Consider the following 23,314-nt stretch of genomic DNA (forward strand, 5'->3'; position numbering starts at 1 on the left):
ACACACGTCGCAGGGCTCACCGCCCGGGACACGCCGCCCGGCCGGGTCCGTCCGTCACGGCCCCGGCAGCAGGTGCTCGCTGGGCGGGCCGAGCGGCAGGTCGGGGTAGAGCCGGTCCCGCAGGTCGACCAGCTCCATCTGTTCGGCCAGCAGCCAGGCGGCCGACATGGGCCACATGACCAGCCACAGCCAGACGCCGAAGGCCTCCCCCACGAAGGCGGCGCGGTCGTCCGACGTCGGCACCGCCCACAGCGGCGCGTGCTGGCCGGCGGCCTCGACGGCGGCCGACGACGGGCCGGAGATGACGTCGCCGGGGTCGAGGCCGGGCAGCCCGGCGTAGCCGCAGCCCACGCCGGTGCCGGGCTCCTCCGCGACGAGCACGAGCTCGGCCGAGCCGCCCAGGGGCGCGGGCCCGGCGCAGTCGACGACGATCGCGCGGGCGCCGGGCTCCCCACCCCAGGCCAGACCGGTGAGCGACCAGCCCGGTGGCATCGGGTCCGGCGCCCACGCGGGCACCCGGGCGTCGGCGGTGACCGCGGCGATCGCGTCGTGCGCCACCAGCAGGGTGTGGTGCAGCGGCGTCACCGCGCCGTGCACGTGGCACCAGGCCTGCGCGGAGTTCCCGGGGCGGACGGTCACCCGTTCGCCGCACCGGGGACAGACCGTGGACGCAGTCATCGGGCATCACCGTCCTGTGACCTGGCGGGTTCGTCAAGCGCTGGCCGCTGCGGGGCGTGCGTACCGTGCGGGACGTGCCGACCGCCGCCGAGGACCCGCTGCCGGTGGTCGCCTGCGTCGGTGCGGTGGTGCTCGACGCCCGCGGCCGGCTGCTGCTGATCCGGCGGGGCAACGAGCCCGGCCGCGGGCTGTGGTCGGTGCCCGGCGGCCGGGTCGAGGCCGGGGAGTCGGTGGCTGCGGCGGTCGAGCGCGAGGTGCGCGAGGAGACCGGCCTGGCGGTACGGGCCGGCGCCGAGGTGGGCCGGGTGCGCGTCCCGGGTCCCGGCGTCGTCTACGACGTCGTGGACGTGGCCTGCACGCTGCTGGACCCGGACGCCGCGCCGGTCGCCGGGGACGACGCGGAGGCCGTCACCTTCGCCGGTGCGGCCGACCTCGCGCGGCTCAGTTGCACCCCGCGGCTGCTGGAGACGCTGCGCGGCTGGGGCGTGCTGCCGCCCTGACCCGGGCCCGGGGGCACGCCCGCCGGTCAGCTGCGCGGCTCCGGTTCCGGGCGGCCGGGCTGCTCGCCGCCGCGGGCCTCGCCGTAGGAGCGCTTGGGCACCATGACCTTGCGGCGGAAGACGCAGACCACCGTGCCGTCCTGCTTGTAGCCGATGGTCTCCACGTGGACGACGCCGCGGTCGTCCTTGGACCTCGACGGCGTCTTGTCCAGGACCGTCGTCTCGCCGTAGACCGTGTCGCCGTGGAAGGTCGGCGCGACGTGCCGCAGCGACTCGATCTCCAGGTTGGCGATGGCCTTGCCCGACACGTCGGGGACGCTCATGCCGAGCAGCAGTGAGTAGACGTAGTTGCCGACGACGACGTTCTTGCCGAAGTCGGTGGTCTCCGCCGCGTAGTGGGTGTCCAGGTGCAGCGGGTGGTGGTTCATCGTGATCAGGCAGAACAGGTGGTCGTCGTACTCGGTGACGGTCTTGCCCGGCCAGTGCTTGTAGACCGCCCCGACCTCGAACTCCTCGTAGTACCGGCCGAACTGCACGTGCTGCCTCCGGGTGTCGACGCTGACGGCGGGGCACCGGACGGCACGCGGGCAGGGCCCTCCACGACCGGCGGGCCAGGTCGCCCACCACGCGTCGGTGACCCATCTGGACGGGCGCCGATCCTACGATGCGCCCGTGCTCCCGGTTCCCCCCGTTCCGGACGCCGAGGAGACCGGTGTCCTGACGCTTTCGCCCACCGGCCGGCGGGTCCGTCTCGCCGCCACCGGCGTGGTGCTCGCGCTGCTGCTCGGAGGCACCGTGTGGGGCACCGACTCCGACTTCCCGTTCGGCCCGTTCCGGATGTACTCCACCCGCGCCGATCCCGACCGGCCGGTGGTGTCCACGAGCGTGGTGGGCGTGACCGCGGACGGCGACGAGGTCCGGCTGTCCGGCGGCGAGGTCGGGCTTCGACGGGCGGAGTTCGAGGGCCAGCTGCCCCGGCTGGTCGACCAGCCGGAGCTGCTGGGCCTGCTGGCCGACTCCTACGCCGAGGGCCACCCGGACGCCGAGCCGCTGGTAGCAGTGCGCGTGGTGCAGCGGAGGCACGCGCTCGACGACGGCCGGCGGACCGGTGAGGTCACCGAGAGCGTGCTCGTCGACCACGCCGTCCGCGCCCAGGAGGGCACCCCGTGAGCACCGCCGTGTCCCCCGGAGCGGGCGCCACCCCCGCCGCGTCGCCGTCCCCGCGCGCCCGTGGCCTGTCGGGCTGGTGGTTCCGACCCGTCCCGCTGGCGCGCATCGCCGTCGTGCGCACCATCGCGTACCTGTTCGTGCCGGTCGACGTCTTCCTGACGACGGCCTGGATCCGCGCCCACGCCGACGTCCCCACCGAGTGGTACCAGCCGCTGACCATCGGCCAGCTGCTGCCGCTGCCCGCACCCACGCCCGTGGTGGTCGCGGTCGTGCAGTGGGCCCTCGTCGCGGCCGCACTGGCGGCCGCGACCGGCCGGTCGCCCCGCCTGCTCGGCACCGCCGTCTTCCTGCTCTACGTGCAGTGGATGGTCATCGGGATGAGCTACGGGAAGGTGGACCACGACCGGATCGGCTACCTCGTCCTGCTGGCCGTGCTGCCCACCATCGGCCGCGTGCGGTGGCGCGACAAGCGCTCGTCGGAGGCCGCCGGGTGGGCCATGGCCGCCGTCTTCGTCACGGTGATGCTCACCTACTTCCTGGCCGCCTGGGCGAAGCTGCGCTTCGGCGGTCTCGACTGGGCCACCGGCTCGACGCTGGCCCGCGCGATCGTCCGGCGCGGGACGGTGCTGTCGGACTGGACCCTCGACGTACCCGGGCTGCTCGTGGCCGCGCAGTGGGCGATGCTCGTGCTGGAGTTCGCCGCGCCGCTGATGCTGCTCGTGTGGTCGGCCCGCGCGCGGGTCGCCCTGGTGGTGTTCCTGCTCGGCTTCCACCTGGCCGTGTTCGCCAGCGTGAAGATCATCTTCCTGCCGCACTGCGTGGCGATCCTGTCGATCCTGCCGTGGGAGCGGCTGCCCGGCGCGACGCGGTGGCTGCGCGCCCGCGTCGGTGGCGCGACCCCGGCCGAGGTCCCCCGGGCCGGGACCGCACCACCGGGCTGATCCGCTCGACGTCACATCAGCGCGCCGATGCGGGCGGCCACGTCCGCCTCGTGCTGCTGGTAGGAGGTCGCGACGCCGTCGAGCAGGCCGCCCATCCCGGTGAGTGCGTCGCTGACGCCCTGCGCACTGAGCCGCCACTGCTCGTAGAGCTCGGTGAAGCGGGCGGCGGCCTGGCTGTCGGTCCACCCCTCGAGCACCGAGGCACCCACGGTGCTCGACAGGCCGGCGTGCCGGGCGGTGGTGTCGGCGGCCTCGGCGCGGCACTGGCCGGCCAACGACTGCAGGGTGGCGATCTCGACCTTCACGTGTCCTCCTCCTCGTCCGGGGAACTCCCGGTCGGGGTGGGACGGTAGGGCGTCGGTCCCCCGCGCCGGCGCGGGCCGTCCAGAGCCCCACCGGGCGTCCACAGATGTGCCGGCGGGCCGTCCACGGCGCACCGTGCGGTCAGGGTCGACCGGTGCCCGCCCGCTCTCCCGCCACCCGTTGCTGGACCCTCGTCACGCCGTCCGGCGCCCTCGACGTGGCGCTGTCCGCCCGCGACGACGACCGGCTCGGCGCCGTCCTGCCGCTACTCGCGACCGCGGTGGGCGCGCCGGCCGCGCAGCTGTGGTCCGGGAGCACCCGGCTGGACGACGACCTGCCGCTGACCGACCCGGCACTGCTGCACGGCGCGGTGCTGGGTCTGGGCCGGCCCGGACCACGCTCGGACACCGACGCCAGGCCCGGCGCGCTCGAGCTGCAGGTCACCGGCGGCCCCGACGCCGGCACCGCGGTGCCGCTGGACCGTGGCCGGCACGTCGTCGGCCGCAGTGGCGAGGCGGCCGTCCGGTTGACCGACCCCGCCGTCTCGCGCCGGCACCTGCTCGTCGAGGTCGGCAGCAGCGACCTGCAGGTCAGCGACCTCGGCTCGAGCAACGGGAGCCGGCTGGGAGGCGATCGCCTCGGCCGGCAGCCGACGCCGTGGGCCGCCGGGACGCCGCTGCAGGTGGGGGCGAGCACGCTGCGGACGGCCGGGCCCGGCAGCGCGCGGGCGTCCCTCCGCCCCGGTGAGGGCGGACGGCTGCGCCTGCGGCCGCACCCGCGCCTGCAGGCCCCGCGCGAGGACGCCGAGGTGGTCCTGCCCGCGCCGCCGGTCCCGGGTCCACCGCGGCGGCTGGCCTGGGCGGCCGTGGCGCTGCCAGCGGTCGGCGGCGTGGTCCTGGCCTGGGTGCTCGGCGTGCCGCACTTCCTGTTCTTCGCGCTGCTGAGCCCGGTGGTGGCGCTCGGCACGTGGCTGTCCGACCGGTGGTCGGGCCGGCGCAGCACGCGGCGGGCGCGCGCCGCGCACGCGGTCGAGCTGTCCGCGGCGCGGTCCCGGCTGGCGGCCGCACTGCACGCCGACTCGCGCGCCGCCGAGGCGGCGCACCCGGACCTGGCCACGCTCGCCGCCGCGGCCCGCCGGCGGTCCACCGACCTCTGGCAGCGCCGCCGCTCGGATCCCGACGCGCTGCTGGTGCGGCTGGGCAGTGGCCCGGGTGAGTCCCGGGTGACCTGCGTGGAGCCCGACGGCACCCGGCGCCGCGAGCAGTCCGAGCTGTTGCCCGTCGTCGTCGAGCTGACCGGCAGCGGGGGCCTCGGCATCGCCGGCCCCCGCGGCCCGGCCGTCGGAGCCCTCGCGGCCGTGCTCGGACAGCTGGCCGCGCTGCACGCTCCCGGCGAGGTGGACCTCGCCGTGCTGACCACACCGGGCCGGCTGCCGGACTGGGCGTGGCTGCGCTGGCTGCCCCACCTGGCGCCGGACGCGGTGCACGCCCGCAGCGACGCCCCGGCGGACGGCGCCGACGACGAGTCGCTCCGGTGGCTGGCCGCCCTGCTGGCACGTCGGGCCGGCGGGGACGCCGTTCCCGGCTGGGTCGTCGTGCTGGTCGACCGGCCGATCGGACCGCACCTGCTCACCGCGCTGCGCCGCGCCCGCAGCTCGGGGGTGGTGACCCTGGCCTGCGGCCCCTCGACGGCCGAGCTCCCCGGGTCCGCCGACGCCGTGCTCGAGCTCAGCGGCGAGACCGGTGAGCGGGGCACCCTGCTGCGACCGGGGGCCGGCGTCCGGCCGATCGCGGCGGTCGACCGGCTGCCCCGGCCGGTGGCGGCCCGGCTGGCCCGCAACCTGGCCGCGCTGGCTCCGGCCGACTCGGTCGCGACCGTCCCCCGGCGGGTCCGGTTGCTCGACCTGCCGGAGGTGGGCGGGACCGGGTGGTCCCGGAGCCGGGACCGGCTCGCCGCGACGCTCGGCCGCACCGCCACCGGAGAACTCACCGTCGACCTGTGCCGGCACGGGCCCCACGCACTGGTCGCCGGGACGACGGGATCGGGCAAGTCCGAGCTGCTCCAGACCTTGATCGCCGGCCTCGCCCTGACCCATCCGCCGGACCGCTGCTCGTTCCTGCTCGTCGACTACAAGGGTGGTGCGGCCTTCGCCGAGGCCGCGGAGCTGCCGCACACGGTCGGGCTGCTCACCGACCTCGACGGCGCCGCCACCGCCCGGGCGCTGCGGTCGCTGACCGCCGAGCTCACCCGCCGTGAGGAGCTGCTGGCCGTCCACGGCGTTGCCGACCTGGCGCTGCTCCCCGACGGGGTGGAACTCGCTCGCCTGGTGATCGTAGTGGACGAGTTCGCCGGCCTCGCCGAGGAGCTGCCCGCCTTACTGTCCGGCCTCGTCGGCATCGCCCAGCGGGGCCGCTCGCTCGGCGTGCACCTCGTCCTGGCCACGCAGCGGCCGGGCGGCGTCGTGTCGCCGGAGATCCGGGCCAACTGCACGCTGCGCATCTGCCTGCGCACCACCGACGAGGCCGAGTCCCGCGACGTGCTCGGCACCCCCCAGGCCGCCGCGCTGCCGGTCGACACCCCCGGCCGCGGCTACCTGCGCACCGGGGGCAGCGCCCCGGTGCTGTTCCAGGCCGCCCGCGTCTCCGGCGCACCACCGGACGTCCGCGACCCCGGCCCGCGGGTGGCTCGTTGGCGCTGGCCGGCAGCCCCCGACCCGGCCACCGTGGACGACGTGCCGACGAGTCCCAGCGACCTGGCCCGGCTCACCGGCGCCCTGGCACGCCGGGCCGCCGAGGCCGGGCTGCCGCGGCCCCACCGCCCCTGGCTCCCGCCCCTCCCCGACCGCCTCCCGGCCACGGACCTGCCGCACCCCGCCGGCGGCGACGCACCCGACCGTCTGCGGGTGGGGGTGCTCGACCGGCCCGAGGCGCAGGCGCAGGAACCGCTCGTCCTGGACCTGGGCCGCGCCGGTGGCTGGCTCGCCGTGGGCGGAGCCGGGAGCGGCCGGACGACGTTCCTGCGGACCGCGCTGGCCGAGGCGGTGACCGCGCTCCCGCCGGACCGGCTGCACGTGCACGTCCTCGACCACGCCGGCGGCGGGCTCGTCGCGGCCGTGTCCGGCCTCCCGCACACGGGGACCGCCGTCAGCCGGGACGACGCCCTGCGCACCGTCCGGCTGCTGGACCGGCTGGCGCAGCAGGTGGCCGCCCGCCGCGCCGCCCCGACCGGCGAACGGCCGTACCTGCTGCTGCTCGTCGACGGCGTCGAGTCGCTCATGGCCCAGCTGGACGAGGCGGACCCGGGAAACGGGTCGGCGGCCTTCCTGCGCCTGGTCCGGGACGGCGGGGCGGCCGGGCTGACCTGCCTGCTCACCGGCGACCGGGCCGTCCCCGGGGGCCGGCTGGCGGGAGCCGTGGGCACCCGGCTCGTCCTGCCGCTGCCCGACCGCGCCGACTACGCCGTCGCCGGCATCCCCGCCCGGGAGGTGCCCGCGCACCGGCCGCCGGGACGCGCGCTGGTCGGCGAGGGTGCCCGGGAGTGCCAGCTCGCCCTCCCCCGCCCCCTGCCGACCGGCGTGCCGACCGTCCCGCCCGGCCGGCACCGGCCGCTGTCGGTGCCGGAGCTGCCGGCCGCGCCGGTGCTGACCCTGACCGGTCCGGGGGCGGAGGGGGATCCCCTGCGCCTCCTGGTCGGACCGGGTGGGGACGACGGCGGCGTCCTGGCGGTCGACCTGCGGCGGACCGGCGGCCTGCTCGTCGCCGGTCCACCGGGCAGCGGGCGGAGCACCGCGCTGGACTCCTGCGCCGGCTCCCTCGCCGCCGCGGGCGTCGCCGTGCTGCGGGTCGGCCGCGGCGCCCTGGCGGACGCCGGGCCGGGCCAGCGGGGGTTGGACGCCGCCGACCTGGGCGGCTGGCAGGAGTGGCTCATGGAGCTCGACGGGGCCCCCGGCGCAGTCGTCGTCGACGACTCCGGGCTGCTGGCCGACTCGGTGGTGCTGGGCGCGCTGGCCGCGGCCGAGGGTGTGCCGGGCCTCGTCCCCGTGGTCGCGGGGACCGCCGCCGAGCTGTCGACCGCCTTCCGCGGCCCGGTGCCCGCGCTGCGGAGGCGGCGCAGCGGCCTGCTGCTCTGCCCCGCCCCGGGGGACGCCGACCTGCTGGGCATCCGGCTCCCCCGGACCCCCGTGCCCACGCGGCCCGGATCGGGCTGGTTGGTGGTGGCGGGGGTCGCGCAGCGGGTGCAGGTGGCCCGCCGGGAGTCGCGGGCAGGGGTCCCGGTCGGTGTTCGCGGGGCGGACTGGTGACCGGCCGCCCGGCACCCGGCTCAGAGCAGCTCGAGCAGCGTCCCGATCTCCTGCGTGGCGTACCAGGCGAGCTCGTGCCCCTCGGCCTGGTCGACGACGAACTGCGCGTCCTCGCTGCCGAGGTCTGCCTCCAGGACGACGTTGACCGCCGCCCGCACGTCGTCCTCGGCGTCGGCGCCGTCCACGTGCGCACTCGCGACGTGGGCCAGCGCGACGTCGCCGACCACGCGTACGGCACCCCGGTCGGTGTCGGGGTCGTCGAGCTCGGTCACCGCGGTGTCGGGGGCGTCGGCGGCCAGCACGACACGGCGGCGGGCCGCCGAGGGGTCGACGTCGATCAGCCGGAGGCTGGCCCGCGCCGCGGCGAGCAGGGCGGCGTACTCCAGCTCCTCCTCGTCGGCCCCGGCGTCACTGAGCGCGTAGAACTCGCGCAGCGCGGGCGTGACCGCGAAGCCGGTGAGCGGCCCGGTCAGGCGCCCGTCGTCCACGAGCGTCCGCAGGACGCTCGTCGTGGCAGGCAGGTAGACGCGCACCGGGCTGGCTCCTCAGGACGGGGTGGAGAGCCGACGGTATCCCGGCGCCCGCGCGCGCCCGGTGGGCCCGGGTGGGTCGCGGGCCGGTGTGCGCCCGTGTCAGCCGGCGGTCTCGACCAGCACGGCGAGCTCCTGCTCGATGAGGTCGGCGAGCACGTCGACGTCCCCGACGCCGTCCCGGTCGGCGTTCAGGCCGAAGAAGACGCAGCCGTCGTAGCTGGTGATCCCCACCGACAGCCCCTGACCGGGAGCCAGCGGCACCACGGGGAAGACCTCGAGCATCCGGGCACCCGCCGCGTAGAGCGGCACCTGGGGGCCGGGCGAGTTGGTGACCACCAGGTTGGCCATCCGCCGGGACAGGCCGCGCGCCGCGCGGGCGCCGAGGGCGTGCAGCGTGGGCGGCGCGAACCCGGTGAGCGCGATCAGGGCGTCGGCGCCGACCGACCGCCGGTGCTGGTTGACCCCGCGCATGGCGTAGCTCAACCGCGCGAGCCGCACCCGCGGGTTCGGCTCGCCCACCGGGAGGTCGACCAGGTAGCTCGACACCCGGTTGCCCGGCGCCTCCTCCTCCTCGCCCTGCACCGACACCGGCACCAGCGCCCGCACCGACGTCGAGCCGACGACCGCCTGCCCCCGGGACAGCAGCCAGTCGCGCAGCGCGCCGGTCACGACGGTCAGCAGCACGTCGTTGACCGTGCCGCCGTGGGCCTTGCGGACCCGTTTGACGTCGTCGAGCTCGACGCGCGCCACCGCGACCCGGCGCTGGCTGCCGCTGGTCGCGTTCAGCGGGCTGCTCGGCGCCGGGAACAGGGCGGACCGCGCCGCCCGCACGGCCCCGCCGGCGGCGCCGGTGAGCCGCGCGCCGGTGGCGCGCACGTCGGTGACGGCGTGCCGCGCGGTCTCCACGACGGCCGACGGGCGCTGCACGTACTCCTCCACCGCCTCGCCGACCAGCTGCAGGACCCCGGGCAGCCGACGGGGGCGCCACTGCTCCGGCTCGGGCAGGAACGCATCGGGCGAGTGGTCGAGCAGCACCTGGCCGATGTCGACGGTGCCGAGCCCGTCGACCAGCGCCGGGTGGGTCTTCGTGATCACCGCGACCCGGCCCTCGGGCAAGCCCTCCACCAGGTAGAGCTCCCACAGGGGACGGCCGCGGTCCAGCGGCCGCGCGACCACCCGCGAGACCAGGTCGAGCAGCTGCGCCTGGGTCCCCGGGCGGGGCACCGCAGATCGGCGGACGTGGTACTCGACGTCGAAGTCGGGGTCGTCGGCCCAGACCGGGTTGGCCAGGTGCCCGGGCACCTCGAGGACCCGCTGGCGGTAGCGCGGCACCAGCGGGAGGCGGGCCTCGACCAGGGAGGCGAGCGCGTCCAGGCCACCGGTCGGCGGCTCGAGCACCAGCACCCCCGCGACGTGCATCGGGTTGTCGGGCTTCTCGAGGTAGAGGAACGACGCGTCCAGGGTGGTCAGGCGCTCCACCGTCGGTCTCCTCCCGGTCGGGTGCCCCACGCTACGGCGCGGCGCCGCCGGGGGCACCCCCGTCGGCGGTGGGGCATCCCTCCGCCTGAGGAGGCCGTCGTCATCCGGCGCGGCGACCCAGCCGGGGTCGCCCGCGGCCGGCGGCCGGCACCGGCACGCCGGTCAGCGCGGCCGCCATCGACCGCAGCCCCTCCCGCAACGGGGAGGCCGGCGCCACCTCGGCCAGCGTGCGGCCCGCGGCCAGTGCCGCGTCGGTGGCCCGGCGGTCGGCGGGGAGGAAGAAGCCCACCTCGCGACCGGCGAAACGCCCGAGCGCCTCGCCGATCTCCCGGCGCGGGTCACCGGGCACCGGCCCGCGCCGCACCTGGTTGACCACCACGACCGGCTCGACGTCCGGGAGGACCTCGCGCAGTTCGCCGAGGGCCCGGATGCTCCGCTGCAGCGCCACGGGGTCCGCACCGCTGACGCACAGCACGGTGTCGGCGGCCTCCAGGACCGTGAGGGTCACGCCGTTGCGCCGAGGGGCGGCGGTGTCGAAGGAGAGCTCCTCGTCCTCCTCTAGGCTGAAGGCGCAGTCGACCACGGTCAGCGCGGCGCTGCGACGGACCTCGTCGAGCACGGCGGCGACGGCGTGCGGGCGGAGCTCCGGCCAGCGGTCGGCGCGGGCCAGCCCGGTGAGGACGCCGAGCCGGGGCCGCACCGACCACGCCAGGCGGGCCAGCGCCGCCTCGTCGAGGGTGCCTGCGGCCGCCTGCCGTGCCGCGCCGGCGAGTCCCGGGGACTCGTCGAGCAGGCCGAGCACCTGGGCCACGACGCCGCCGTAGACGTCGGCGTCGACCAGGAGGGTGCTCACGTCGAGCCGGGCGGCCTCGTCGGCGAGCCCGACGGCCACCGTGGTCCGACCCGGCGCACCGGTCGGGCCCCAGACCGCCACCACGCGACCGCGACCGGCCGACCGCCGGGGCGCCGGCTCAGGAGTGCCGTACGCGGGCAGCGCCGCACGTGGGTCCGCGATGTCCCGGCCGGACGGCGTGCTCCCGGACACCGCCTCGCGCAGCGCCCGGGCGATCGCCTCGGGCTCGGCGTCGGCGGGCAGGACCCGCCCGATGCCCAGTCCGCGCAGCCGGTCTGCGGCCTGCTCGTCGCCGGGGTCGACGAGCCCGACGACGGCGACCCCGGCCGCCGCCAGCCGGGCCACCGCGTCACCGTCGAGTCGCCGCAGATCGGCGGACAGCAGCGCCGCCTGCGCCGTGCCGGTGGCCGCGGCGGCCAGCAGCTCGGAGACGTCGACGCACCGGCGGACGACGGTGACCCCGTGGTCGGCCCGGTCGAGCGCCCCGACCAGCGCGGACTCCCACCCGGCGCCGGTGACCGCGGTGAAGACCTGCAGCGCCATCAGGGCGCCCCGGCCGGCGGGACGGCGGGTGCCGTTGCGGGAGGCGGGGCCACGTCCGCGGCCGGCGCGGGCAGGGGGGTCGGCTCGGGCTCAGGGATCGGCGCCGGCATGGAGGGAGTGGGTGCGGCGGTCGACGGAGCCGGTGCGGCCGACGACGACGTCCCGGTCGGGCGCGCGGCCGCCGTGCCGGCCGCGCCGCCGGTGTCCACGGACCCGTGCACGACCACGACCAGCGGCCGGCCACCGATCGCGGCCAGCACTGCCGGAGCGTCCTCGACCGGGACCGAGACGACGACCTGCACCGTCGTCGTGGCCGTCGACAGCACGCCCTCGGTGCGCCCGGAGATCGCCTGCACCGGGGCCGCTGCGACGACCAGCGCCACGCTGCCGTCACCGGCCGCGGTGGCTCCGGCTGCGGGATCGGCCACGGCGTAGACGTCGACGACCTGGCCGCGGTCCAGCCCCGGCGGCACGTAGCCGGCCTGCACCGGCAGCGCGAGCTGCACCAGCTCGGCCGGCTCCTCCAGCGCGGTCCGCGGCAGCAGCTCGCCGCTGCGCACCGCCCGCGCGAGGGTGCGGCCCTCCGGCTGCGTGCTGGTCGCCAGATAGGCACCGGCGACGTCGTCGAGCCGGACGTCCACGGCCACGAGGTCCTCGGCAGCGAGCTGCGTGCCGGCGGCGAGGTCGCCCGCGGCCGACCAGACCGGCACCGTCGCGTCGGCCGCGGCGACCACGCGGGCGCCGAGGAGGACCGAGCCGAGCACCAGCAGGACGCCCAGGACCAGCCGCAGGTCGAGCCACCGCGGGGGCCGCACCCGGCGCGGCACCGTCCCCGGCACGGCGGCTGCGCCCGGGGCGGTCCCCTCCGGAGCGGTGGCCTCGGTGCGCGTGGCGCTCACAGCCAGCGGTCCCCCTCTGCACGGGTGCCGGGGACGCCTGGGTGGTCCACGGTCGGACGGCGATGATGCGGTACCGGGCCCGGTGCGTGCAGGCGTTGTCCACACGTTCGGGGCTGTGGACAGCGCGCATGCCACCCGGACGGGGCTGCCAGACTGTCGGGGACCGGACGGAGACCTGATGCCCACACCGCGGTTCCTGACCCTCGACGACGTCGCCGAGATCCTCAACGTCTCGTGGTCGCAGGCCTACGCGCTGGTGCGCCGCAAGGAGCTGATCGCCATCCAGATCGGCGGCCGCGGTCAGTGGCGGGTCGAGACCGACGAGCTCGAGCGCTTCATCGCCCAGAAGTACGCCGAGGCGCGCGCCGGCACCGTTCCGCCGGAGCCCCCCGCCGAGGAGCAGGGGGCACCGGACGACGCGACCTCCAGCCCCGGGGGGCGCAGCCGGGGCTGACCCGGTCCGGCGTCCGGGTCAGTCCAGCCCGGGCGCGAGGGTCCGCACCACCGCGACCGCCGACAGGGCCACCGCCCGCACCCCGCGCACGGCCGCCGCTCGACGGGGCTGGTCGGCAGCGTGCTCGGCCAGCTCCACGTGGTCCGCGCCGACGCCGTCCACGGTGCCGACGTACACCGACCCGTCGTCCAGGACCAGCTGCACCGCACTCCGGTCGCGGGCCAGTCCCCGCAGCGCCCGCCGCAGGTCCATCCGCACGCGCGCTGGAGCGCCCTCCCGGGGTGCGGCCGTGCCCCGTCCGAGACCGGCGACCGTGCGCACCGTGGCCGTCGCCACGAGGACCTCCCGTCGCCCCTCGTCGGTCAGCAGCAACCAGTCGGCGCCCACCTCGACGAGGACGCCGCTGACGTCCCCCGCGCCGCGGCACCGCACGGCCAGCCACCGGCCGACCGCTCCGGCCAGCCGGTCGACCAGCAGGACCGCCCCGGTCTCCACGCGCCGTCGCGACGCGTCCTCGGCCCTCTCGGCCGCGGCCTCCGCCTCGTCGAACTCCGCCTGCAGGTCGGCGAAGAGCTGTTGCCACCGCATCCGCCACCTCCTCGGTTTCCACACTAGTAGGGGCTGGTCCTTGCGTTTGCGTGCGTTTGCTTGCTTTAGTCACGCGGCACGCTGACCAGTCGAGGAGGAGACATGTCGATCCGGCGCCTGCTGGGGACGGTGGCGGCGATGGCTGTCGCGGCCGTCGCGCTGCGTTCGGTGACCCCGGACCTCGCCGCGGTCACGGGAGCCGGGCTGGACCTGCAGCGGGCCGTCGACACCACGGGCGCCGAGACGGTCCTGCTCGCCGGCGTCGCGGCGCTGGCCTGGGGCGCCTGGCTCTGGGGCGCACTCGGGCTGGTGCTCACCGCGCTCTCCGGCCTGCCCGGGGCCGCGGGCGCCGCCGCACGGGCGCTCACCCGGTGCCTGCTCCCGGCCGGTGCACGCCGCGCGGCGGCTCTCGCCCTCGGCGTCGGCCTGGTCGCCGGGGGCCCGGTGCTGACCGGGTGCGCTGCGGGTCCCGTCACCCCGGCCGTGGTCGTCGCCGCGTCGCAGAGCCCGGTCGCCGACTGGCCGGCCCCCGCTCCTCCGGTCGCGGACCGGCCCGCTCCCGTGCCCGATTGGCCGTCCCCGGCGCCCGGGGAACACGTCGTCCTGCGGGGTGAGTGCCTGTGGGACATCGCCGAGGACGACCTCACCCGCCGGGCCGGCGAGATCCCGACCGACGCCGAGGTGGCCGCCGCCGTCTCCGCCTGGTGGCAGGCCAACGCCACGGTGATCGGCCCCGACCCCGACCTCCTGCTGCCCGGTCAGGTGCTGCGTCCTCCCCCGGCGCCGTGACCGTGCCGCGCTCCGCCGTCCCTCCCCCGAACCTCCGGAGTCCCCGATGACCGCGCCCGCCACGTCCGCCCCCGTCCCGGCCGAGGACGCCGCGCCGCACACCGGCCCGCAGCCGCTGAGCGCGGCGCCCCTGCGGCTCACCGTCGTCCCGGCGCCGCAGCCGTCACTGGATCCCGAGCCCGTGCTCCGGCTCGTGCTGCCCGGGGTCGCGGTCCCCCGGGTGCCGCACCGACCGGGTCCGCGACCGCGCCCGGAGGAGCCGCGAGCCGGGTTCGTGCCGGGCTTCGAGCCGACCTGGTCGGCCCGCGCCGACCTGCCCGACCCGCGCCTCGCCGGACGGCGGCTGCTCACCCTCACCCTCGAGGCGCTGGCCGGGCGGCGGTCGCTGACCCAGGTGCAGCCGCTGACCGCGCTCGGCGTCTACACGGCCCTCACCAGCGGTCGCCGGCCGCGGTGGTGCGCCGAGGGGACGGCGCCGGTGCTGCTCGGCCCGGTGCACGTCTGCGAACCGGTCGACGGGGTCGCGGAGGTCAGCGCCGTGGCCCGCCGGTCCGGTCGGGCGCACGCGGTCGCCGCCCGGCTCGAGGGCATCGACGGTCGGTGGCGGTGCACCGCGATCCAGATCGGCTGAGCGGACCGAGCCCCAGGACGACGGAGCCCCCACCAGTCGGGACCGGAGGGGGCGTCGTCGTGCTCAGGCTCAGGCGCGCGAGGGCGCTCCGTGGCAGACCTTGTACTTCTTGCCCGAGCCGCAGGGGCACGGCGCGTTGCGCTGGGGCTCCTTGGTGCCGGTCACCGTCGCGGACTTCGCGGCCTTGGTGCGGCCGCCCTCCTTGGGCGAGGGGTCCAGGCTCGGCGCCGAGTAGCTCAGCTGCTCGGCCGGGCGCGGCTCGTCGAGGCCCTTGACCTGCATCTCCGGCCCGGTGCCCGAGGACACCGGCTCCTCGACCGCGGGCGCCGGCGGAGCGGCCTGCGCGGCGGCCGGCCGGGACCGGCGCGCCGAAGAGCTGCGCCGGGCCGCCGGCGGAGCAGCGGGTGGGGTCGCCGGCGCGGGCTCCGCCGCCGGCGCGGGCGTGGGATCCGTAGCCGGAGCGGGCGCCGTGGCCTCCGTAGCTGGAGCGGGCGCGGCCTCCGCCGCCGGCGCGGGGGCGGCCTGAGCGGCCGGTGCCGGGGCGGGCTCGGCAGCCGGTGCCGGAGCGACCGGCGCGGGAGCCGGGGCTGCCGTCGCAGCCGGCGCGGGCCGGACGGGAGCGGGCTGCGCGGGCACGGTCTGCGAAGGCGCAGTCGGCCGGGCCGGGGCCGCCGGAGCCGGGGCTGCCGTCGGAGCCGGGGCTGCCGCCGCGGCCTGGGCCTGGGCCGCCGCTGCCGCCTGCTGCCGGGCCAGCACCCGCGCCGTCCCCTGCTGGGCCGCCGCGAGCGCCTTGGCCTCGGCCTCGGCCTGCTTGGCCTGCGCCTCGGCGTCCTGCTGCGCCTTGGTCTTGACCTCCAGGTTGAACAGGAAGCCGACCGACTCCTCCTTGATGCCGTCGAGCATCGACACGAACATGTCGTAGCCCTCGCGCTGGTACTCCACGACCGGGTCGCGGTTGGCCATCGCCCGCAGGTGGATGCCCGCCCGCAGGTAGTCCATCTCGTAGAGGTGCTCGCGCCACTTGCGGTCCAGCACCGACAGCAGCACCCGGCGCTCGAGCTCGCGCATGACCTCGGCACCCAGCGCGGCCTCGCGCTCCTCGTAGGCGCGGTGCACGTCGTCGAGCAGCTCGCGCTTGAGGACGTCGGCGGACAACCCCGCCTGGTCGCCGTCGGCCACCCGCTCGACGAGCTCGTCGCGGTCCAGGCCCACCGGGTAGAGCGCCTTGAGGCCGGTCCACAGCTGCTCGAGGTCCCAGTCCTCGGCGTAGCCCATCTCGGTGGCGCCGTCGACGTAGGCGCTGACGACGTCGTCGACCATCTTGCGGACCTGCACGTGCAGGTCCTCGCCGTCGAGCACCGCACGCCGCTCGGCGTAGATGACGGTGCGCTGGCGGTTGAGCACCTCGTCGTACTTGAGGACGTCCTTGCGGACCTCGAAGTTCTGCTGCTCGAGCTGGGTCTGCGCCGAGCGGATCGCCCGGGTGACCATGCGGTGCTCGATCGGCTGGTCGTCGGGGACCCGCAGCGTGGTCATCATCGACTCGAGCATCGGGCCGTTGAACCGCCGCATGAGGTCGTCGCCCAGCGACAGGTAGAACCGCGACTCACCCGGGTCGCCCTGCCGGCCCGAGCGGCCGCGCAGCTGGTTGTCGATGCGCCGGCTCTCGTGCCGCTCGGTGCCCAGCACGTAGAGGCCCCCGGCCTCGGTGACCTGCTCGTGCTCCGCCCGCACCTGGTCCTTGGACTTCTCGAGCGCGCTGTCCCAGGCCGCCTCGTACTCCTCCGGCGTCTCCGCCGGGGACAGGCCGCGGGCGCGCAGCGCCTCGTCGGCGATGAAGTCGGGGCTGCCGCCGAGCTGGATGTCGGTGCCGCGACCGGCCATGTTGGTGGCCACGGTGACCGCGCCCAGCCGCCCGGCCTGGGCGACGATGTGCGCCTCACGCGCGTGGTTCTTCGCGTTGAGCACCTCGTGCCTGATGCCGCGCTGCAGCAGCAGCTTGGACAGCAGCTCGGACTTCTCGACGCTGGCCGTGCCGACCAGCACCGGCTGACCGGCCTCGTGCCGCTCGGCGATGTCGTCGATGACGGCGTCGAACTTGGCCTGCTCGGTCTTGTAGATGACGTCGGAGCGGTCCTCGCGGACCATCGGCCGGTTGGTGGGGATCGGGACGACGCCCAGCCCGTAGGTCTGGGAGAGCTCGGCCGCCTCGGTCTGGGCGGTGCCGGTCATCCCGGAGAGCTTGGCGTAGAGCCGGAAGTAGTTCTGCAGGGTGATCGTGGCGAGGGTCTGGTTCTCGTCCTTGATCTGCACCCGCTCCTTGGCCTCGATGGCCTGGTGCATGCCCTCGTTGTAGCGGCGGCCGGCCAGCACGCGGCCGGTGAACTCGTCGACGATCAGCACCTCGCCGTTGCTGACGATGTACTGCTGGTCGCGGTGGTAGAGCTCCTTGGCCTTGAGCGCGTTGTTCAGGAAGCTGATCAGCGGGGTGTTGGCCGCCTCGTAGAGGTTCTCGATGCCGATCTGGTCCTCGACGAACTCCACGCCCTCCTCGGTGATGGCGACCGTGCGCTTGGCCTCCTCCACCTCGTAGTGGACGTCGCGCTGCATCATGGGGGCCAGCCGCGCGAACTCGGTGTACCAGCGGTGCATCGCCGGGTCGCCGGCCGGGCCGCTGATGATCAGCGGGGTGCGGGCCTCGTCGATGAGGATCGAGTCGACCTCGTCGACGACGGCGTAGTGGTGCCCGCGCTGTACCAGGTCGGCCTTGCTCCAGGCCATGTTGTCGCGCAGGTAGTCGAAGCCGAACTCGTTGTTGGTGCCGTAGGTGATGTCGCAGGCGTACTGCTCGCGGCGGTGCGCGGGCTTCTCGCCGGAGAGGATGACGCCCACCGACAGGCCCAGGAAGCGGTGCACCCGGCCCATCCACTCGGCGTCGCGGCGGGCCAGGTAGTCGTTGACCGTGACCACGTGCACGCCCTCGCCGGTCAGCGCGTTGAGGTAGGCGGGCAGGACGCCGGTCAGCGTCTTGCCCTCACCGGTGCGCATCTCGGCGATGTTGCCCAGGTGCAGCGCGGCGCCGCCCATGAGCTGCACGCGGAAGTGGCGCTGGCCGAGGGTGCGGGTGGCGGCCTCGCGGACGACGGCGAAGGCCTCCGGCAGGAGCTGGTCGAGGGTCTCCCCCTCCTCCAGACGCTCCTTGAACTCGTCGGTCTTGGCCCGCAGTTCCGCGTCGGTGAGGTCGGCGACGTCGTCCGCCAGCGACTCGACCGCGTCCGCGATCTTGTTCAGCCGTCGGAGGAGCTTGCCCTCACCTGCTCGGAGGATCTTCGAGAACACCACCGTGCCAGCGTAGGCGGTGCAGCCCGCCGCCCGGGGTTGCCGGCGGCGAACCGCCGGGAGCGCTCCGGGCGCTCAGCGCCGGACCAGCCGCTTCGTCGCCGGGTCGAGCACGACCTCCCGGCCGCCCTCGCGCAGCCCCTCGAGCACCGCTGCGACCAGCTCGGCCCGGTCGTACCCCGGCGGCAGCCGCGGCGGGTCGCCGGCCAGGGCGCGGTCGACCAGGCCGGTGTCGACGTGCGGCGGCTTCACGTCGAGCACGGTGATCCTGCGACCGCGCAGCTCGCGGCGCAGCACCCCCGCCCAGGCCGAGAGCGCCGCCTTGCTCGCCGAGTACTCGGCCATCTGCAGCGTCGGCGCGTCGGCCACGACCGCCGACAGCAGCGCCACCGCACCCCCGTCGGGCAGGTGCGGCAGCGCGGCGCGGACCAGGCTCATCGGCCCCAGCGTGTTCACCACGAACAGCTCCTCGGCGACCGCGTCGTCGGCGTCCGCCGCCGGGCCGAAGGCGACCACGCCCCACGCGACCACCACGGCGTCCAGTCCGCCGAGGGCCGACGCCGCACCCTCGACCGCGGCGCGCACCGACTCGACGTCGACGGCGTCGGCCACCAGGGCGGGCGCCCCGCCGAGCACACCGGCCAGGGCCCGCAGGCCCTCGGCGTCCCGGCCGGTCACGGCCACCCGCGCACCGGCGCCGTGCAGCGCCCGCGCCAGCTCCCCGCCCAGCACACCGGTCGCGCCGGCGACCAGGACCCTCGCACCCGCGAACTCCACGGACCCGCGGGTGCCCCGGCCCTGCACGGCCTAACCTCGGACACCGTGGCGCGCGACCTCGACGACCTCGGCCCCGACCTGCTCGCCTTCCTCACCGAGCGGCACCTGGCCACCCTGACCACGCTGCGCGCCGACGGCAGCCCGCACGTCGTCCCGGTCGGCGTCACCTACGACGCGGCCACCCGCACCGCCCGGGTCATCACCTCGGGGACGTCGGCCAAGGCCCGGCACGTCCGCGCCGGTCAGTCCCGGGTCGCGGTGTGCCAGGTCGACGGCCGCCGCTGGGTCACCCTCGAGGGGACGGCGGTGGTGCGCGAGGACCCCGCCGCGGTCGCCGACGCCGAGGCCCGCTACGCCCGCCGCTACCGCACGCCGCGGGAGAACCCGGCGCGGGTGGTCCTGGAGATATCGGTCGACCGGGTGCTCGGCAACGCCTGATCATCGCTGCATGACCTCGACCCCACGGCGCCGGCCAGAGGCTCGCCGCGAGCGTGCGAGCGGTGAGGGGGCCGGGCTCCTCTCGCTCTCCGGCGTCGACCTGACCACCGAGGTGCTGCGCACCGAGCGGCTGGTGCTGCGCCCGCACCGGCCGGACGACGAGGACGCCGTCCTGCGCGCCTGCCAGGACCCCGGCATCCAGCGCTGGCTCGCCGACCTCCCGGTCCCCTACACCCGCGACGACGCCCGGCAGTTCGTGGCCGGCGTGGCCCCGGCCGAGCGGGCGGAAGGTCGCGGCATGCCGACGGTGGTCGAGGCCGACGGCGAGCTCGTGGGATCGGCCGGGGTGCACCTGCGGGGCAGCCGGCTCGGACCGGAGGTGGGCTACTGGATCGCGCCGTGGGGCCGCGGCCGTGGCTACGCCGCCGAGGCCGCCCGCGCGCTGGCCGAGTGGGCGCTGGGGCACGGCGCCCCGCGGGTGCACCTGTTCGCCGACGTCGGGAACGTCGCGTCGCAGACGGTGGCGGAACGGGCCGGGTTCAGCCGCGAGGGCGTCGTCCGGTCCTGCCTCGACCAGCGGGACGGGACGTGGCGCGACGCGGTGCTGTTCGGCCGGGTGCGCTGACGGGGCGGGGGTGCGGTCGGCCCGCACCCCCGCCCGGGGTCACGCGGGGGCCGCCGCGGGCTGGGCCGGCCGGCGTTCGACGGCGCCGTTCGGGGGGACGTCGACGAGCCGGATGAGGCCGTAGTCGTAGGCGTGCCGGCGGTAGACGACCGTCGGCTGCCCGGTGTCGGCGCACTGGAAGAGGAAGAAGTCGTGACCGACCAGCTCCATCTCGTGGAGGGCCTGGTCGACGGTCATCGGCGTCGCCGGGTGGTGCTTCTCGCGCACCACCTGCCCGGGCAGGTGCTCGTCGAGGTCGGTGACGTGCGGCCCCGCCTCCAGCTGCCGGTCGCGGTCGAGGGACTCGAGGACGTCGGTGCCGGGGGCCCCGCCGCCCACGCGCACGGTGGCCGGGGTACGGCGGCCGTGGTGGACGCGGCGGCGGTCGGCGGCCTTGCGCAACCGGTGGTCCAGCTTGCCGGCAGCGAGGTCCAGGGCCGCGTAGAAGTCCGGCGCAGCGGCCTCGGCCCGGACGACCGGGCCCTTGCCGCGGAGGGTGATCTCCACGCGCTGGCACTTGCCGGACTGGCGTGGGTTCTTCTCGTGGAAGAGCTCCACGTCGATGCGCAGGATCTTCAACTTGCCGTCGAAACGGTCGGACTGCCCGACCTTGTCCTCGACGTGCTGTCGGTAGTGCTCGGGGACTTCGACGTTGCGGCCACGGACCACGATCTCCATGAGACCTCCCGGTCGGGTTCGGGTTGTGATCGAACCCACGCTAGACCCCGTTCCCGGGTCCCGACAGTCGACCTTGCGACCTCCCGCGGACCCGCGCCGGCCCGCCCGGCACGGCCCCCGGGGCGGTCCGCCGGGGGGTCGCCGCGACCACCGCGGCGAGCACCGGCGGCCCCTCGCGGCCGGCCGCGGGCACGAGCACCGCGGCCGCCTCGGTGAGCGTCGCGCCGCTGGTGACGACGTCGTCGACGACCACCAGCACCGCCCCTGCCGGGACGTCCCGGCGGTCCGGGTGCAGGACGAAGGTGCCGGTGAGGTTGGCCCGCCGCTGGGCGGCGGAGAGCCCGGCGGAGTCCGCGGCCCGCCCGCGGCGGCGCAGCAGCCGCGCCTCGGCTGCGGGCACCCCGGCGGCGCGGAGCTCGGCGACCGCCCGGCCGGTCAGCTCGCGGACGTGGTCGCGGCCGCGGGCGCGCAGCGCGGCGCGGCTGCTCGGGACCGGGACCAGCCGGACCGGTCCCGGTCGTGCCGGCAGGCCGGCGAGCACGCCGGCGACCGCCAGTGCGAGCGCGGCCCCCAGTGGCCGGGCGAGCTCGGCCCGGCCGCGCTCCTTGAAGGCGTTGACCGCCGGGCGCACCGGCCCGGCGTAGGCGCCGGCGGCCACCGTCGGTGGGAAGCCGGCCGGGAACCGGCGCGGCTGCGCCAGGTGCGGGACGGCGAGCAGTGCGGCGCACCGCCGGCAGAGGACCGCGCCCGGCACGCCGCACCCCGCGCACTCGCGGGGCAGCAGCAGGTCGGCCAGCGCCGCCAGCACCCCGCCGTCCATCCCCCCAGCCTCACGCCGGGCGGGCGGCCGGCCCAGGGCCGCCGCGGATCTGTGGACGGTGACGTGCTGGCACGGCCCCGCGTCAGCAGAGAAGGACCCCGTCCTCCTCACCGCTCGGAGGAGGACCCCCTCCCCCCGCCACGCGAGGAGCTCGGGGCCGTCACCCGGGGTAGAAGGGCTCGGTCCCGCGCAGCGGCTGCTGGCCGCGGACCAGGGTCACCCACGTGCCGCCGGCGACCTGCCACTCCCAGATCGTGCCGCCGGCGCTGACCAGCGGCGGCCGCTCGGGTGCGGCGGCGACCCGGGTGGCCTGGCTGGGCAGGCCGGCGGTCGGCACCGGCGTCAGGCCCCAGCCGTCGACGCCCACCACGTACGGGCTCGTCCGGTCCTCGCCGGCGTCCCCGGCCAGCACCAGCAGGCTGCCCGCGGTCCGCCAGGCGACGTCGACCACCCGGCCCAGGGCGGGGGTGACCTCGCGCCAGTCGCGCACGGCCACCGGGCCGTCGTCCGAGCGGACGACGGTGCCGACGTAGAGGCCCTGCCGCTGCCCCTGCTCCACGACCAGCGCGGCGCGCACGCCGTCGGGTGACAGCTGCAGCGCCGTGGCGCGGCCCAGACCCGGCAGGGTCACGGCGTTGACCGCCTGCGGGGTGCCGTCGGCGGGTACCCGCACCACCGACGAGCCGTCGCGCACCAGCCAGAACTCCTGGCGGGTGGCGGCCACCGTGGGCACGGTGAGGGACCGGCTGGGCAGCAGCGCCGTCAGGTCACCGCCGTACGGGCCGGTCAGCAGCGTGGCCTGCCCGTCCCGCTCGGTGACCCCGGCCATCCGGGTCAGCGCGCCGGTCCCCGGGTCGGTCGCCACGGCGGCACTGCTCAGCCCGTAGGCCCCGGCACCGGCCGGCCCGGGCGCCGGGGCGGGGGTCTCCGTCGCCGTCCACAGCGCGCCGTCGACGAGGTAGTGCCCGACCGCGTCCACCGGGGCGTCGTCCGGGTCCAGCGCCGTCCACTCCTCGACGCTCTGCACGGCCGGGACGCCGTCCAGGCGCAGCCGGTCACCGTCGACGAGCACCTCGACCGAGCGGACCGAGGGCAGCTGGCCCAGCGTCCACACCAGCTGCGCGGACAGACCGGCCAGCCGGGCGGGCGGCGCGTCGGCGACGCCGATCAAGTCGACGGTGACCGCCGAGGCCGACACCGACACCGTGCTGCCGAGCCGGGCGCCCTCCAGCGGGTTGCGGACGCCGGCGGCCAGCGGCGCGGACGGCCCGTCGATCAGCCGCTCGACCAGCACCGTCGGCTGCGCCTCCCCGCCGATCAGGTACCGGGGGTCGGGGACGACGCGCTGCCCGGTGGGGTCGAGGAAGTACAGGTCGCGCCGGTCGTAGAGGCGCTCGAAGTCCGGCTCCAGCATCAGCAGCCCGTCCGGCGGGTCGCTGATCCGCCACTCCCCCTCGACCTGCTCGAGCCGGAACTCCTGGGAGAAGACGTCCTGGCCGCCCACGGTGAAGACGCCGCGCTGGTCGACGGTGCCGACCAGCTCACCGGTCACCACGACCGTGCCGGTGTCGGTGGTGACGGTCGCGTAGTCGGCGCCGAGCAGGGTGACGCCCGACTCGTCCGACCAGGACTCCCGTGGCTCGGGCGCCAGGTGCTCCCGGGCGACGGGGTGCCCGCGCACGGTGCTCGCCGCGGCGTCGAGGAAGCCGCGGACGACCTCCTCCGGGGTGGCGCCCGCCTCCGGCGACAGCGGCTCGATGCCGACCTCGGCGTCCGGCCGGGTGGGGGGCTGGGTGATCTGCACGGTGGCCGAGCTCGTCGGCACCGTGGAGCAGGCACTGACCAGGGCCAGCAGCAGCGCGGCGACGACCGGGCCGCCCCGGCTCACCCTCCCCCGCGACGGCGCGTGGCGCGTCACCCTCCCCCGCGACGGCGCG

Annotated in this window: 22 protein-coding genes; 9 read left to right on the plus strand and 13 right to left on the minus strand. The window is 76.8% G+C overall.

From position 1 onward, the window contains the following. Positions 1 to 54 precede the first annotated feature (54 nt). Positions 55 to 678, minus strand: a complete 624-nt coding sequence (locus BLR12_RS16590; RefSeq protein ID WP_091380508.1) for a DUF6758 family protein — start codon at positions 676 to 678, stop codon at positions 55 to 57. A 74-nt stretch (positions 679 to 752) separates the two neighbouring features. Here BLR12_RS16590 and BLR12_RS16595 point away from each other — a divergent pair, with 74 nt between their 5' ends. Beyond that, positions 753 to 1,178, plus strand: coding sequence for an NUDIX domain-containing protein (locus BLR12_RS16595; protein WP_255363569.1), 426 nt, complete (start codon positions 753 to 755; stop codon positions 1,176 to 1,178). A 26-nt stretch (positions 1,179 to 1,204) separates the two neighbouring features. Here the strand turns inward: BLR12_RS16595 and BLR12_RS16600 are convergent, their stop codons facing one another. Next, positions 1,205 to 1,714: a MaoC family dehydratase gene (locus BLR12_RS16600; protein ID WP_091380513.1), complete on the minus strand. Its 510-nt coding sequence runs from the start codon at positions 1,712 to 1,714 to the stop codon at positions 1,205 to 1,207. A gap of 136 nt (positions 1,715 to 1,850) precedes the next feature. Between BLR12_RS16600 and BLR12_RS16605 the strand changes: the two genes are divergently transcribed. Both BLR12_RS16605 and BLR12_RS16610 read left to right on the plus strand, forming a co-directional pair. Next, positions 1,851 to 2,348: a hypothetical protein gene (locus BLR12_RS16605; protein ID WP_255363570.1), complete on the plus strand. Its 498-nt coding sequence runs from the start codon at positions 1,851 to 1,853 to the stop codon at positions 2,346 to 2,348. Then, positions 2,345 to 3,289 (plus strand): MFS transporter permease, encoded by a 945-nt coding sequence (locus BLR12_RS16610; protein ID WP_091380518.1) that lies wholly within the window; start codon positions 2,345 to 2,347, stop codon positions 3,287 to 3,289. The genes BLR12_RS16605 and BLR12_RS16610 overlap by 4 nt, the downstream gene beginning before the upstream one ends. An 11-nt stretch (positions 3,290 to 3,300) precedes the next feature. Here BLR12_RS16610 and BLR12_RS16615 read toward each other — a convergent pair whose 3' ends face one another. Then, positions 3,301 to 3,594, minus strand: coding sequence for a WXG100 family type VII secretion target (locus BLR12_RS16615; RefSeq protein WP_091380521.1), 294 nt, complete (start codon positions 3,592 to 3,594; stop codon positions 3,301 to 3,303). Between the two features lie 152 nt (positions 3,595 to 3,746). On the opposite strand from BLR12_RS16615, the gene BLR12_RS16620 reads away from it, so the two are divergent. Next, positions 3,747 to 7,892, plus strand: coding sequence for an FtsK/SpoIIIE domain-containing protein (locus BLR12_RS16620; protein ID WP_176832559.1), 4,146 nt, complete (start codon positions 3,747 to 3,749; stop codon positions 7,890 to 7,892). 20 nt (positions 7,893 to 7,912) lie between these two features. On the opposite strand, the gene BLR12_RS16625 is transcribed toward BLR12_RS16620, so the two are convergent. The 4 genes from BLR12_RS16625 to BLR12_RS25570 all read right to left on the minus strand — a co-directional run bounded on the left by BLR12_RS16625 (position 7,913) and on the right by BLR12_RS25570 (position 12,199). Further along, positions 7,913 to 8,425 carry a DUF6912 family protein gene (locus BLR12_RS16625; protein ID WP_091380527.1) on the minus strand — a complete coding sequence of 171 codons (513 nt, stop codon included), beginning with the start codon at positions 8,423 to 8,425 and terminating at the stop codon, positions 7,913 to 7,915. A 99-nt stretch (positions 8,426 to 8,524) separates the two neighbouring features. Continuing rightward, entirely contained in the window at positions 8,525 to 9,904 is a 1,380-nt protein-coding gene (locus tag BLR12_RS16630; RefSeq protein WP_091380531.1) for a WS/DGAT/MGAT family O-acyltransferase, read from the minus strand. A gap of 100 nt (positions 9,905 to 10,004) precedes the next feature. Further along, on the minus strand, positions 10,005 to 11,300 hold the full coding sequence (locus tag BLR12_RS16635; protein WP_091380534.1) for an AAA family ATPase: 1,296 nt from the start codon (positions 11,298 to 11,300) through the stop codon (positions 10,005 to 10,007). Further along, positions 11,300 to 12,199, minus strand: coding sequence for an SAF domain-containing protein (locus BLR12_RS25570; RefSeq protein ID WP_091380538.1), 900 nt, complete (start codon positions 12,197 to 12,199; stop codon positions 11,300 to 11,302). The genes BLR12_RS16635 and BLR12_RS25570 overlap by 1 nt, the downstream gene beginning before the upstream one ends. Positions 12,200 to 12,377: 178 nt before the next feature. On the opposite strand from BLR12_RS25570, the gene BLR12_RS16645 reads away from it, so the two are divergent. Then, a complete protein-coding gene (locus BLR12_RS16645; RefSeq protein WP_091380541.1) occupies positions 12,378 to 12,653 on the plus strand; it encodes a helix-turn-helix domain-containing protein in 276 nt (91 codons plus the stop codon). Between the two features lie 18 nt (positions 12,654 to 12,671). On the opposite strand, the gene BLR12_RS16650 is transcribed toward BLR12_RS16645, so the two are convergent. Then, positions 12,672 to 13,241 (minus strand): hypothetical protein, encoded by a 570-nt coding sequence (locus BLR12_RS16650; RefSeq protein ID WP_091380544.1) that lies wholly within the window; start codon positions 13,239 to 13,241, stop codon positions 12,672 to 12,674. 102 nt (positions 13,242 to 13,343) lie between these two features. Between BLR12_RS16650 and BLR12_RS16655 the strand changes: the two genes are divergently transcribed. Continuing rightward, positions 13,344 to 14,030: a LysM peptidoglycan-binding domain-containing protein gene (locus tag BLR12_RS16655; RefSeq protein ID WP_091380545.1), complete on the plus strand. Its 687-nt coding sequence runs from the start codon at positions 13,344 to 13,346 to the stop codon at positions 14,028 to 14,030. A gap of 46 nt (positions 14,031 to 14,076) precedes the next feature. After that, positions 14,077 to 14,661, plus strand: coding sequence for an Rv3235 family protein (locus BLR12_RS16660; RefSeq protein ID WP_091380548.1), 585 nt, complete (start codon positions 14,077 to 14,079; stop codon positions 14,659 to 14,661). A 69-nt stretch (positions 14,662 to 14,730) separates the two neighbouring features. Here the strand turns inward: BLR12_RS16660 and secA are convergent, their stop codons facing one another. Then, positions 14,731 to 18,003, minus strand: a complete 3,273-nt coding sequence (gene secA, locus BLR12_RS16665) for a preprotein translocase subunit SecA (protein WP_091380550.1) — start codon at positions 18,001 to 18,003, stop codon at positions 14,731 to 14,733. Between the two features lie 72 nt (positions 18,004 to 18,075). Continuing rightward, positions 18,076 to 18,777: an SDR family NAD(P)-dependent oxidoreductase gene (locus BLR12_RS16670; protein ID WP_091381230.1), complete on the minus strand. Its 702-nt coding sequence runs from the start codon at positions 18,775 to 18,777 to the stop codon at positions 18,076 to 18,078. A 45-nt stretch (positions 18,778 to 18,822) separates the two neighbouring features. Here BLR12_RS16670 and BLR12_RS16675 point away from each other — a divergent pair, with 45 nt between their 5' ends. Continuing rightward, a complete protein-coding gene (locus BLR12_RS16675) occupies positions 18,823 to 19,215 on the plus strand; it encodes a pyridoxamine 5'-phosphate oxidase family protein (RefSeq protein ID WP_091380552.1) in 393 nt (130 codons plus the stop codon). Positions 19,216 to 19,225: 10 nt separating this feature from the next. Next, positions 19,226 to 19,840, plus strand: a complete 615-nt coding sequence (locus BLR12_RS16680; protein ID WP_091380555.1) for a GNAT family N-acetyltransferase — start codon at positions 19,226 to 19,228, stop codon at positions 19,838 to 19,840. Positions 19,841 to 19,879: 39 nt separating this feature from the next. Here BLR12_RS16680 and hpf read toward each other — a convergent pair whose 3' ends face one another. The 3 genes from hpf to BLR12_RS16695 all read right to left on the minus strand — a co-directional run bounded on the left by hpf (position 19,880) and on the right by BLR12_RS16695 (position 23,265). Further along, positions 19,880 to 20,557 carry a ribosome hibernation-promoting factor, HPF/YfiA family gene (hpf, locus tag BLR12_RS16685; protein WP_091380559.1) on the minus strand — a complete coding sequence of 226 codons (678 nt, stop codon included), beginning with the start codon at positions 20,555 to 20,557 and terminating at the stop codon, positions 19,880 to 19,882. Between the two features lie 40 nt (positions 20,558 to 20,597). Continuing rightward, positions 20,598 to 21,377 carry a ComF family protein gene (locus tag BLR12_RS16690; protein ID WP_091380561.1) on the minus strand — a complete coding sequence of 260 codons (780 nt, stop codon included), beginning with the start codon at positions 21,375 to 21,377 and terminating at the stop codon, positions 20,598 to 20,600. A gap of 160 nt (positions 21,378 to 21,537) precedes the next feature. Next, a complete protein-coding gene (locus BLR12_RS16695; protein WP_091380564.1) occupies positions 21,538 to 23,265 on the minus strand; it encodes an LpqB family beta-propeller domain-containing protein in 1,728 nt (575 codons plus the stop codon). Between the last annotated feature and the right edge of the window lie 49 nt (positions 23,266 to 23,314).

This window comes from Geodermatophilus sp. DSM 45219, from assembly GCF_900104025.1.
Lineage (GTDB): Bacteria > Actinomycetota > Actinomycetes > Mycobacteriales > Geodermatophilaceae > Geodermatophilus.

What these genes read in the sequence shown, in the direction of transcription:
- BLR12_RS16645 (WP_091380541.1), top strand. Translation starts at nt 12,378, where the DNA reads ATGCCCACACCGCGGTTCCTGACCCTCGACGACGTCGCCGAGATCCTC.
- BLR12_RS16635 (WP_091380534.1), bottom strand. Translation starts at nt 11,300, where the DNA reads ATGGCGCTGCAGGTCTTCACCGCGGTCACCGGCGCCGGGTGGGAGTCC.
- BLR12_RS16655 (WP_091380545.1), top strand. Translation starts at nt 13,344, where the DNA reads ATGTCGATCCGGCGCCTGCTGGGGACGGTGGCGGCGATGGCTGTCGCG.
- BLR12_RS16680 (WP_091380555.1), top strand. Translation starts at nt 19,226, where the DNA reads ATGACCTCGACCCCACGGCGCCGGCCAGAGGCTCGCCGCGAGCGTGCG.
- BLR12_RS16650 (WP_091380544.1), bottom strand. Translation starts at nt 13,241, where the DNA reads ATGCGGTGGCAACAGCTCTTCGCCGACCTGCAGGCGGAGTTCGACGAG.
- BLR12_RS16590 (WP_091380508.1), bottom strand. Translation starts at nt 678, where the DNA reads ATGACTGCGTCCACGGTCTGTCCCCGGTGCGGCGAACGGGTGACCGTC.
- BLR12_RS16690 (WP_091380561.1), bottom strand. Translation starts at nt 21,377, where the DNA reads ATGGACGGCGGGGTGCTGGCGGCGCTGGCCGACCTGCTGCTGCCCCGC.
- hpf (WP_091380559.1), bottom strand. Translation starts at nt 20,557, where the DNA reads ATGGAGATCGTGGTCCGTGGCCGCAACGTCGAAGTCCCCGAGCACTAC.
- BLR12_RS16660 (WP_091380548.1), top strand. Translation starts at nt 14,077, where the DNA reads ATGACCGCGCCCGCCACGTCCGCCCCCGTCCCGGCCGAGGACGCCGCG.